Annotated in this window: 13 protein-coding genes; 8 read left to right on the top strand and 5 right to left on the bottom strand. The window is 33.1% G+C overall.

Annotated elements, in window-relative coordinates; all coding sequences use genetic code 11:
• The first annotated feature begins 171 nt into the window (after positions 1 to 171).
• Positions 172 to 612 carry an ASCH domain-containing protein gene (locus KA814_RS03950; RefSeq protein ID WP_064209595.1) on the top strand — a complete coding sequence of 147 codons (441 nt, stop codon included), beginning with the start codon at positions 172 to 174 and terminating at the stop codon, positions 610 to 612.
• Between the two features lie 247 nt (positions 613 to 859).
• On the opposite strand, the gene vraX is transcribed toward KA814_RS03950, so the two are convergent.
• Positions 860 to 1,030 (bottom strand): C1q-binding complement inhibitor VraX, encoded by a 171-nt coding sequence (vraX, locus tag KA814_RS03945; protein ID WP_019468209.1) that lies wholly within the window; start codon positions 1,028 to 1,030, stop codon positions 860 to 862.
• Positions 1,031 to 1,314: 284 nt separating this feature from the next.
• On the opposite strand from vraX, the gene isaB reads away from it, so the two are divergent.
• The gene (isaB, locus tag KA814_RS03940; protein ID WP_019468208.1) at positions 1,315 to 1,842 is read left to right on the top strand and encodes an immunodominant staphylococcal antigen IsaB family protein; all 528 of its coding nucleotides are present in this window, start codon (positions 1,315 to 1,317) and stop codon (positions 1,840 to 1,842) included.
• 81 nt (positions 1,843 to 1,923) lie between these two features.
• Here the strand turns inward: isaB and thiD are convergent, their stop codons facing one another.
• Complete coding sequence (gene thiD / locus KA814_RS03935) at positions 1,924 to 2,754, bottom strand: bifunctional hydroxymethylpyrimidine kinase/phosphomethylpyrimidine kinase (protein WP_064209594.1); 831 nt, start codon at positions 2,752 to 2,754, stop codon at positions 1,924 to 1,926.
• 244 nt (positions 2,755 to 2,998) lie between these two features.
• On the opposite strand from thiD, the gene KA814_RS03930 reads away from it, so the two are divergent.
• The 4 genes from KA814_RS03930 (at position 2,999) to KA814_RS03915 (ending at position 5,982) form a co-directional block, all read left to right on the top strand.
• Positions 2,999 to 3,664, top strand: coding sequence for a uracil-DNA glycosylase (locus KA814_RS03930; RefSeq protein ID WP_256277550.1), 666 nt, complete (start codon positions 2,999 to 3,001; stop codon positions 3,662 to 3,664).
• A 5-nt stretch (positions 3,665 to 3,669) separates the two neighbouring features.
• Positions 3,670 to 4,041, top strand: coding sequence for a DUF5327 family protein (locus KA814_RS03925; protein WP_064209593.1), 372 nt, complete (start codon positions 3,670 to 3,672; stop codon positions 4,039 to 4,041).
• Positions 4,042 to 4,065: 24 nt separating this feature from the next.
• Positions 4,066 to 4,428, top strand: coding sequence for a DUF423 domain-containing protein (locus KA814_RS03920; RefSeq protein WP_046207271.1), 363 nt, complete (start codon positions 4,066 to 4,068; stop codon positions 4,426 to 4,428).
• 63 nt (positions 4,429 to 4,491) lie between these two features.
• The gene (locus tag KA814_RS03915; protein WP_064209592.1) at positions 4,492 to 5,982 is read left to right on the top strand and encodes an APC family permease; all 1,491 of its coding nucleotides are present in this window, start codon (positions 4,492 to 4,494) and stop codon (positions 5,980 to 5,982) included.
• Between the two features lie 202 nt (positions 5,983 to 6,184).
• Here KA814_RS03915 and KA814_RS03910 read toward each other — a convergent pair whose 3' ends face one another.
• From KA814_RS03910 to hemQ, 3 genes are all read right to left on the bottom strand, one after another.
• Entirely contained in the window at positions 6,185 to 6,637 is a 453-nt protein-coding gene (locus tag KA814_RS03910; RefSeq protein WP_046207273.1) for a threonine/serine exporter family protein, read from the bottom strand.
• Positions 6,638 to 6,648: 11 nt separating this feature from the next.
• The gene (locus tag KA814_RS03905; RefSeq protein ID WP_107528193.1) at positions 6,649 to 7,422 is read right to left on the bottom strand and encodes a threonine/serine exporter family protein; all 774 of its coding nucleotides are present in this window, start codon (positions 7,420 to 7,422) and stop codon (positions 6,649 to 6,651) included.
• Positions 7,423 to 8,208: 786 nt separating this feature from the next.
• Complete coding sequence (gene hemQ, locus KA814_RS03900) at positions 8,209 to 8,958, bottom strand: hydrogen peroxide-dependent heme synthase (RefSeq protein ID WP_046207275.1); 750 nt, start codon at positions 8,956 to 8,958, stop codon at positions 8,209 to 8,211.
• Between the two features lie 171 nt (positions 8,959 to 9,129).
• Between hemQ and pta the strand changes: the two genes are divergently transcribed.
• Together pta and KA814_RS03890 are read left to right on the top strand one after the other, a co-directional pair.
• On the top strand, positions 9,130 to 10,116 hold the full coding sequence (pta, locus tag KA814_RS03895; RefSeq protein WP_046207276.1) for a phosphate acetyltransferase: 987 nt from the start codon (positions 9,130 to 9,132) through the stop codon (positions 10,114 to 10,116).
• The gene (locus KA814_RS03890) at positions 10,116 to 10,955 is read left to right on the top strand and encodes a lipoate--protein ligase family protein (protein ID WP_046207277.1); all 840 of its coding nucleotides are present in this window, start codon (positions 10,116 to 10,118) and stop codon (positions 10,953 to 10,955) included. Before pta ends, KA814_RS03890 begins: the two co-directional genes overlap by 1 nt.
• The last annotated feature ends 523 nt before the right edge of the window (positions 10,956 to 11,478 follow it).

Here is an 11,478-nt window from a genome sequence, read left to right as displayed (position 1 = left end):
ATTTCACTATTATTGCAAGAAAGAATAGATTTCTTGCAATAGTCTAGATATTTATAGTTTAGTGTATTGCCTCATTTTGGTAGTAGAATAACATAGGATAGCAATGGTTATATCATTTATTTATGTTATGTTTAAGAAGAAAAAGGACATACATAGTTTGGAGGAAAAATGATGACAGTAGAACAATATTGGGAGAAATTTGTACAATTATTTCCATCTTATAAGGGCAAAACATATGAAGCGTGGTCATTTGGTGTAGATGAGGATACATTAGCAGAATTAGTAAAACAAGGTGAAAAAACGGCTACGACAAGTGGTTACGAAACTTATCAAGTTGATTGTGAACCACTACCTCAAGTGGGAGATGTGAGCGTGATTTTAAATAAAAAAGGGGAACCACAATGTGTGATTGAAACAACACATGTATATCAAACAACTTTTAATGCTGTCTCTGAACATCACGCTTATTTAGAAGGTGAAGGCGATAAGTCACTAGTTTACTGGCGTAAAGCACATATTGATTTCTTTAAACCTTACTATGCATCTCTAGGATTGGCATTTAACGAATCTACTATTGTAGTGTGTGAGGAATTTAAAGTTTTATATAAATAAGTAAAGTGGTACATAAGTTAGGATCGCTTCGAGTGTGCTCTCCAAGCAAACAAAGGGGACAATCTTTGCCTAACTATGTACCACTTAGGGTGAGTGTTTATAAGGGATGTGTTATACCATGTATATATAATGGGACAGTTACATATACATGGCGCATATTTCTAAAGGGGAATTCTTTGTTCTGTTTCTTCTAATTTTAGTCTTGGAACTTACGCTTCTGTTTTTTCATCGATGTATTGAAGTGTAGCTAATAACTTACATTTAAGTTATCAACATCACTTTCAAGTAGAGAGAGTAACGTATATAATTCATTCTTGCTGAAATTTTCATCGCATTTAACAGAAATCGTTTTGAACGTCTTGGTGATAATTTCATAGATAGGGTTACCATTCTCAAAAGATTGTTCGTAGATAATCATGATGTCATACCTCCTTGTCTCTCTACACTTATTATAATAATAGATATGTATGCGAAATACATGAGTCTACAGTATCAACTTTTTATCAGTCGAACGTCGTATAATCATAAAATACTTTATTTTAATTTTTGTTGTATTAATACTATCACTTAAATGTTTATGCTATTAAAAAACAAAAATAATATATTGTGTATTTGGTTTATATTTGCACTTTTTGAAACATTTATGTAATATTGTAATCGAATCGTAATGCGATTCCAAAATTTTAAATGGAGTGATACAGAATGAATAAGATTGCAAAGACTTTTGTAGCTGGAAGCATTGTATTTGGAACTACATTAGGCATAAGCGTTTCTGATGAAGGCGTATCACATAGCGAAGCACAAGCAGCAACAACACCTTATTATCAATATGAAGGAAATGCTGGTAACGACCCTAGCTTTTTATTAAATGAACAATTTAAAAATGGAATCAAATATGGCAAGGTTACTTTTAATGGCGTGAATGTAAGTGCAAGAACAGTAGAGGGTGGCAAGACAACTCAGAAATATGACCAAACTTTCTCAGACTATTCAAAAGATGATAATATAGCAAGTAACGTTAATTTTTCTATAAAAGGGAACTTAACTTATGAGCAAGTCAAAGATGCTTATGGAAAAGATTTAAGTAAGATTAAAACACCAGATAAACAGCCTAAAGGTACAGGTGTATACGCATATCAATCTCAAAATAATGGCCCAACCGTTTTCTTTGAAATGAAAGATGGTCAAGTCAATGAAGTGAATATTGGGTATGGCGGATACGGTGGTTAAATAAAAACATAAATGAGTAAATTAACTTAAAAAGGCGCACGTTCATCATCAGAAATGGACGTGCGCTTAGTTTATATTTGATTAAACTTCTGTAACTACGACATCGATGTGTTCTATACGATTATAGGCACCGTGGTCAACAGGACCGACGAAGTCGTTCATTTTCCAACCGTTTTTAATTGCAGATGCAACAAATGCTTTAGCAGCGATGACGGCTTCTTTTGGAGATTTGCCATTTGCTAAATATGCAGTAGTTGCTGCGGCAAATGTACAACCAGCGCCGTGATTATAACTTTGTTGGAACATATCAGTAGTTAGTTGATAGTAGTTTTCCCCATCATAGTATAAGTCATAAGATTTATCTTGATCTAACGCTTTACCACCTTTAATTATAACGTGTTGTGCACCTTGTTGATGAATGATATCAGCAGCTTTTTTCATATCGTCTATTGATTTTAAAGTGCCGAGGTTTGCAAGTTGACCAGCTTCGAATAAATTCGGTGTTACGACTGTAGCTTTTGGTAACAAATATTCAATCATTGCATCAGTATTGCCAGGATTTAAAACTTCATTTTCTCCTTTGCATACCATAACTGGATCTACTACAAAGTAGTTCGCACCAGATTCAACATATGCTTCGCCGGCACGTTTGATAATTTCTTGTGTCCCTAGCATGCCCGTCTTCACTGCATCCGGACCGATTGATATAGCTGTTTCTAATTGTTTTTCAAAAACATCGAATGGAATTGGCGTAACATCATGAGACCAAGATTCTTTATCCATTGTTACAATTGATGTTAATGCAACAATACCGTATGTTCCTAACTCTTGGAATGTTTTTAAATCTGCTTGCATGCCTGCGCCAGCACTTGTATCTGAACCAGCAATGGTTAAAGTTTTTTTCAATGCCATTAATTTTCACTCCTAAATATGCTTTTATATATATCATACCACGTTTGTCGACTATTCTAAATCATGACGTTTACAATGTAATAAGGTTACAATGATGAATAAATTAGTATATCCTTTTGATTCTATTACTGATACATATTAAAATGAAATAAAATATATTCATTTTAATTGTGTTTATGATAAAGTGAGTACTACTAATCTCACGAGCGAATAAGTAGTGCTTTATGTTACTATATTAATCGAGGTGAGCGATATGGAGTGGTCGGATGTTTTTCATAAAATTACTACAGAACATGATTTTACTGAAATGCATAATTTTTTAGAAAATGAATATACGACAAAGATAGTATATCCAGATAGGGAAAATATTTATCAGGCTTTTGATTTAACGCCTTTTGAAAAAGTGAAAGTTGTTATCTTAGGTCAAGATCCTTATCACGGACCAAATCAAGCACATGGTTTAGCATTTTCTGTGCAACCGAATGCTAAATTTCCGCCTTCATTAAGAAACATGTATAAAGAACTTGAAGACGATATCGGTTGTGTAAGAAAATCACCACATTTACAAGATTGGGCAAGAGAAGGCGTTTTATTATTAAATACTGTTTTGACAGTCCGACAAGGAGAAGCGCATTCTCACAGAGATATAGGGTGGGAAACTTTTACGGATGAAGTCATTAAAACAGTTTCAGAAAATTTGAGTAATGTTGTGTTTATATTGTGGGGTAAGCCTGCACAACAAAAAATAAAACTGATTGACACAGCGAAACATCATATTATTAAATCACCACATCCAAGCCCATTATCTGCATATCGCGGATTTTTCGGTTCAAAACCGTATTCATTAACAAATGCATATTTACAAAAAAATGGTATTGAACCTATAAACTGGTGTGAAAGTGGGTTGTAAAATAAATGGAAAAAGAGAAAATTATTCAACTTATTGAGCAAGAATTAGTTCAAGCAGATGAAGCTAAAAATGATGCAGAATTTGAAAAGCATATCTATGCCATTCATACACTAACATCACTCGTAAATAGTTCAAATAACAAACATCATTTTAAAGATAATACGTATTCAGTGTCTGATTCATTCAAATCATCTCGAAATGTAGAACAAACTGCTGCAAGTAAGAAGCAAGGCATCTCAGCAGAAGAAATTCAAGCAATGGGCGGAAAAGTACCTGCCTCATCGACAAAATTTGCAAATGCTAATACTTCACTAAATGCTAATAAATTGGTAACAGATGATGAAATTGGTAATGGAGATTCAATATTTGATTTTTAATTCAAGAAAGAGAGGTTAATTTTTATGAAATTATTTATTATTCTCGGTGCTTTAAATGCTTTAATGGCTGTTGGTACTGGTGCATTTGGCGCGCATGGTTTGGAAGGTAAGTTATCGGATAAATATTTATCCGTATGGGAAAAAGCAACTACTTATCAAATGTATCACGGCCTTGGTTTACTATTAATTGGAATTATAAGTGGTACAACGTCAATTAATGTGAATTGGGCAGGATGGCTATTATTCTTAGGTATTGTATTTTTCAGTGGTTCGCTATATATTTTAGCATTAACTCAAATTCGTATACTTGGAGCAATTACACCAATTGGAGGTATTTTATTTATTATAGGTTGGTTAATGTTAGTGATTGGTACGATTAAATTATAAATTTATAATTGTTATAGAATTCATCTTAGGGGTATAATACATCCCATGAGGTGAATTTTATTTATGGGAAAAAATGATAGGAAAGTAGATAGAGGAGATTTAAAACAAAACTTATCTGAGAAATTTGTTTGGGCAATTGCCTATGGTTCATGTATCGGCTGGGGTGCATTTATTTTACCTGGTGATTGGATTGGTCAATCTGGACCTATTCCAGCAGCTATAGGTATTGTCATTGGCGCATTATTAATGATTTTAATTGCGGTAAGCTACGGCGCACTTGTTGAACGCTTCCCAGTTTCTGGTGGGGCTTTTGCGTTTAGCTTTTTAGGTTTTGGTAGATACGTAAGTTTTTTCTCATCTTGGTTTTTAACTTTTGGTTATATTTGTGTAGTAGCCTTAAACGCAACTGCATTCAGTTTATTAATTAAATTTTTATTACCTGATGTTTTAGAAACAGGTAAATTATATACCATCGCAGGATGGGATGTTTATATTACCGAAATATTAATTGCATCATTGTTATTGATTGTATTTATGTTTATTGCGATTAAGGGCACGAGTGTTTCAGGCTCACTACAATTTTATTTCTGTGTGGCAATGGTCATTACAATCTTACTGCTATTTTTCGGCTCGTTCTTTGGTAATAATTTTTCATTGGAAAATTTACAACCATTAGCGAACAAAGAAAAAGGCTGGCTTACATCAATTGTAATGATAGTTGCAGTAGCACCGTGGGCTTATGTAGGTTTTGATAATATCCCACAAACTGCCGAAGAATTTGATTTTTCTCCAAATAAAACGTTTAAACTGATTGTGTATAGTTTGTTAGCAGCAGCATTCACATATGTGTTAATGATTTTATATACAGGCTGGCTAAGTAGCTCAGAAACGAGTTTGAACGGGCAATTATGGTTAACAGGTGCCGTCACGAGTGGTGCATTCGGCTATATAGGTTTAGCAATTTTAGCGATTGCTATTATCATGGGTATTTTTACTGGTTTAAATGGATTTTTAATGAGTTCAAGTCGTCTATTATTCTCAATGGGACGTTCAGGTATTATGCCTTCAGTATTTAGTAAACTGCATAATAAATATAAAACACCATATGTCGCAATCATATTCCTTGTAGCTATCACATTGATTGCACCTTGGTTAGGTCGTACAGCATTGACATGGATCGTTGATATGTCATCTACAGGTGTTTCAATCGCTTACTTTATTACATGTTTATCAGCAGCGCGTTTATTTAGCTATGACAAAACAAGTAACACTTATGGTCCTGTATATAAGACATTTGCGATTATAGGTACAGTAGTATCATTTGTTTTCTTATTACTATTATTAATTCCTGTTTCACCAGCTGGACTATCAATGCCATCTTATATTGCATTATTTGGTTGGTTAATTATAGGATTAATCTTTTTCGTAATTCGTTATCCTAAATTAAAACAAATGGATAATGATAAACTAAGTAAATTGATATTAAATCGTTCTGAAGATGAAGTAGTGAATCTGATTAATGAGAATAAAGTGACGAACCAAACACATAAATAGAAGTTAATCATTGATTATTTATGAAATAAACATATAAATCATTGGAAACGGATTTTCTGAAAAATTTTGAATATGAAACGACTCCTATCAATAGCAGTGGACTTTAAGTTCATATTGATAGGAGTTTTTAAAATCAAATAATGATGTCTAATATAAAAAATCTGAGGACTTTAAAGATCCTCAGATTTTTTATGTTCAATGCTCATATGTGTTTTTTGCTAAATTTTGTGCCAGAAACGATGAGTTTAGATATTTGATCAGCAAATAATAAGCCTAAAGCGATTGCGCCGGCAATTAGCGTTACTTCTAGCATCGTGTTAATAGCTTTACTAAAGTCTAACAAAATAAGATTTTTAGTAGCGTCAAAGGCTAATCCTCCAGGCACCAATGGTATAATACCTGGTACCATAAATAGAATCACTGGTTCTTTTTTATAGCGAGCCATTACATGACTAAGTAAACCCAATGCTAGACTTCCAAAGAAGCTTGAATAAATTGTATGAAGTTCGAGACCATCATAAAACAATGTATAAACCATCCAACCACATGCACCAACAATTCCAACAGCATTATATAAATATTTTGGAACATCAAATATAATACCGAAGAAGAGTGAAGCGGTATAACTAAATATTAAATTTAAAATCCAAAACATAAGCATTGCTCCTAAGAAATAATAAGTATTGTACCGACACCTGCACCAATACCAAAGGCAGTTACTAGGGCTTCTAATGATTTAGTAGTAAACATTAACATATGCCCGCTAAATAAATCTTGAATTGCATTTGTAATTAAAACACCAGGTACGATTGGCATCACAGCTGATATAATAATTGTTGAAATAGAGCCACCTTGTATGATGGCATTTCCAAACACTGCCACTGCTCCAATAACGAGAGCCCCCATAAATTCTGGAATGAATTTAGTGTGTAAATTTCTATTCAAAAGTTCTACAACTAGATACCCTAAAGCACCTGCAACGAGTGCAGTGAATACATCCACTAAATAACCACCTTGTAAATATAGAAAACTGATTGAGATAATCGCAGCGGCAATAAATTTAAAAAACAAATCATGATTAATGCTCTGTTCATGATATATTTTTTGTAATTCTTGATATGCATCTTCAACTGATAGTGTCCCCTCGGAAAGTTGTCTAGAAACGCGATTGGTTCTTGATATACGATGTAGATTGGTGTCTCTAGTTCGTATTCTATAAATTCTTGGATAAGATTCATTATGTAACATAAAATTAATGACTGTATTTGTAACAAAACTATTACTTTCTGTATAACCTAACGTGAAAGCAATACGCGTCATTGTATCTTCTACACGCGAACCTTCTGCCCCAGACTCAAGTAAGATTCTGCCAGCGAGGATTATGACATCTTTTGCTATTTTTTCTTCATAATTTTCTGAGTATTGAACATGTCTTGTCATTTAATCACCAATTATATTTTATTTAACTAAACTATTCGTAACTGTATTTTCATGGGATATATAAGTAAGTTAATATTTTTTATTGTAACACTTTATTCAAATGATATGTTGGCTAAAAAGACACATATTGTGTTTTAAAAAAATGAGTTTTATACAACTTTAGTAATGCAAATATGTTTCAAATATTTCAAATAGGTTAAAATAGTATTAGTTGACTGTTACAAAATATTGAGTAGCGACAATATTTAACAGTTGACCCTTAAATTAAGTAGTGATTAAAGTTCTCCCAAACACACTACATTCAGACAGGCACACTTGTTTTATTTCAAGTGTGCCTTTTTTTAGTCGCTCTACTTTCTACGAAGTAGAAAGTTAGAGCGACTTATGCATGCGAGGAGCATGCGAACCGAATCAAACGAAGTAGAAAGCAAGAGCAACTTATGCATGCGAACCGAATCAAACGAAGTAGAAAGCAAGAGCGACTAATACATGTAACTTATGACAATAGCTATCTTTTGAGATTTAGTAGTCAAATTCAAACATAGGTATTGAATGATTTATTGTAATTGTACCTAAAAGGGCAAAATATAATGGCAGTGCGCCTAAAATATGTACGTTTGAGACGTAATTGTAGTTATATATGAATGCAAAAAAATGATATATAAAAGCCCCTCCATTATTAAATGAAGGGGTTGATCATAGTTTATAAAAAATAAAGTTATACTCTAAAACAAGAAAGATTGTAATTTGTATTAAAAATAACATTAGTTAAAATATAGTGATAAATTATATTTCAAAAAGCGTTGGTAAACTATCTTTGGTGATAATGTTACCCACATAGAAACTGCCGAAATCACCGTAACGTGCCGTCGTTTCGTCAAATCTCATTTCAGAAACAATTTTTTTAAATTGAAGTGGGTCATCTGCAAATAGCGTGACACCCCATTCGAAATCATCAAAGCCCATAGAGCCTGTGATAAATTGTTTGATTTTACCAGCATATTGACGACCGATTTTACCGTGATTGTACATTAGTTCTTGTCTTTCTTCTAATGGCAACATATACCAGTTATAAGTTTCATTACGACGTTTGTCCATAGGATAGAAACAAATATATTCGGATTGAGGTAATTCTGGATATAATCTTGGTTTGATATGTGGATTTTCGTATGGATCTTCGTCAGATTTTCCTGCTAAATAATTGCCGAGTTCAATAATCGAAACATATGAGTATGTCGGAATTAAAAAGTCAGTGATTTTCAATTTGTTAAATTCATTTTCAAAAGCATTTAAATCTTTTAATTCAGGACGTAATGCCCATAAAAGAATATCTGCTTTTTGACCAGTAATATTATAAAATGCGTGATCGCCGACATGGTTCGTACGTGCTTCTTTGTGTTTATCTAAAAATGATTGCAACTCTTCAACTAACGTTTGACGTTCATTTTCTGGAACTAGACGTAAACTAGCCCAATCTATAGCATATAATAAATGTAAACTATACCAACCATCTAAAGTTTCTGGCGCTTGTGGCATATTGAATCGCTCCTTTATAAATAATTCTATATCTACACTGAAAATTCTATCATAAAGGTAACTGTAAAACATAAGTAAATGATTACAAATTGGTGACATGGAATTCTATAAAAAAATGACGTATAATAGTAATGGAAAAAATAATAGTATTAAAAATTTGAGGAGGCCCATATGTCTTTATTAGATGTATTACAAGAGAAATTGTCAGGAAAAAATGTGAAAATTGTTTTACCTGAAGGAGAAGATGAACGCGTATTAACTGCGGCAACACAATTACAAAGTACAGATTATGTAACACCAGTTTTATTAGGTAATGAAGCAAATGTTAATGCGTTAGCTAAAGACAAAGGTTTAGATATTTCAAACTTAGAAATTATCGATCCTGAAACGAGTGATTTGAAACAAGAGTTAGTGACAGCTTTTGTTGAACGTCGTAAAGGGAAAGCAACTGAAGCCCAAGCTCAAGAAATGTTAAAAGACGTAAATTACTTTGGTACGATGCTAGTATATACTGGTAAAGCTGAAGGTTTAGTAAGTGGTGCTGCGCACTCTACAGGTGATACCGTTCGTCCAGCCCTACAAATTATAAAAACAAAACCAGGTGTAACTAAAACATCAGGTATATTCTTTATGATCAAAGGTGAAGAACAATATATCTTTGGTGATTGTGCGATTAATCCTACATTAGAAGCACAAGATTTAGCGGAAATTGCGGTAGAAAGTGCAAAATCTGCTCAAAGTTTTGGCATGTCTCCACGTGTAGCAATGTTAAGTTTTTCAACAAAAGGTTCTGCAAAATCGGATGATGTTGAAAAAGTTTCCAATGCGGTAGCGTTAGCACAAGAAAAGGTTGAAACTGATCAACTTAAAGATGTGGTTATTGATGGAGAATTCCAATTTGATGCAGCAATTGTACCTGAAGTTGCTAAGAAAAAGGCACCGGATGCACAAATTCAAGGCGATGCAAATGTATTTATTTTCCCAAGTTTAGAAGCGGGTAATATTGGATATAAAATCGCACAACGCCTTGGTGGTTATGATGCGGTAGGCCCGGTATTACAAGGTCTTAATTCACCAGTAAATGATTTATCTCGTGGTTGTTCAATAGAAGACGTGTATAATTTATCAATCATCACTGCTGCACAAACATTACAATAATGGATTTAGCAAGTAAGTACTTTAATAGTGCCACTTGGCGTTATGTAGATCATTCTTCTGGTTTAGCACCGATGCAGTCATTTGCATTTGACGATACTTTGTCAGAAAGTGTAGGCAAAGATTTATCAAGCAGTGTGGTACGTACTTGGATACATCAACATACAATTATTTTAGGTATCCATGATTCAAGATTACCGCACTTGCAAGATGGTATTCGCTATTTAACTGAAGAACGAGGGTATAATGCGATTGTGAGAAACTCAGGTGGTCTAGGTGTTGTATTAGACCAAGGTGTACTCAATATTTCACTTATTTTTAAAGGCAAGCATGATATTACGATTGATGAAGCATTTTCAGTCATGTACTTATTAGTGTCGAAAATGTTTGAAGATGATGATGTTGAAATTGAGACCTATGAGATTGAACAATCATATTGTCCAGGTAAATTTGATTTAAGTATAAATGGAAAGAAATTTGCCGGTATTTCGCAAAGACGTGTTCGAGGTGGCATAGCTGTCCAAGTATATCTATGCGTAGAAGGCGATGGCAGTGAACGCGCTGCATTGATGAAAGCATTTTATGAACGCGCATTACAAGGCGAGCGTACTAAATTTGAATACCCAGATATTGACCCTCAATGCATGGCATCTTTATCGCAATTATTAGGCAGAACATTAACAGTTCAAGATGTGATGTTCCAGTTACTATATGCGTTAAAAGATTTAGGCGCCAATTTGACGATGGAAGACATTACGGATGATGAGTGGCAACGATATGAAGGTTATTTTGACAAGATGATTGAACGAAATGCTAAAGTTAATCAAAAAATGGACGAATGAGACAAAGACTAGAAACGATACAATATAATGTATTCGTTTTTAGTCTTTTTATTTATAATTGCATAATGGAAAGATGACTATAATTTGTTGAATTATAGTAATTAAATAAGTAATATAGTGAAAGTATACGTTAAAAATCAAAAATAAATTAATAAAATAAAGTGAAGTTTTTGAATAATAGGTCATCGCGTTTTATAATAAATAAGTATTGTTTATAATTAGTAGCAGGTATTAACTTTTTGCTCATTTCGTTCAATTTTGATACAAATTAAAAAACTATGTCTCGAGACGTATGCCAATATATGAAATTTGTGAGATAATATACTTTGATTTGTGTGAAAATCGATTGAGTTGTGTAAAAATGCACGTAATGGTTGCTTGATTAAAAATGAAAAGCATGAATACTATAGCGAAATGCTATTAAACACAAAATTTCCCGGGAAATGTTAAGATAACTAGGAATGAAATTGAGATTAATAAAAATCGCGGTGCAAAGCATATATTATTTAAATTTAAAGAAAAT

This window comes from Staphylococcus sp. GDY8P196P, from assembly GCF_017891705.1.
GTDB lineage: Bacteria > Bacillota > Bacilli > Staphylococcales > Staphylococcaceae > Staphylococcus > Staphylococcus ureilyticus.
The sequence above is the reverse complement of the archived record's forward strand: the minus strand, read 5'-3'. Positions and strand labels throughout refer to the sequence as shown.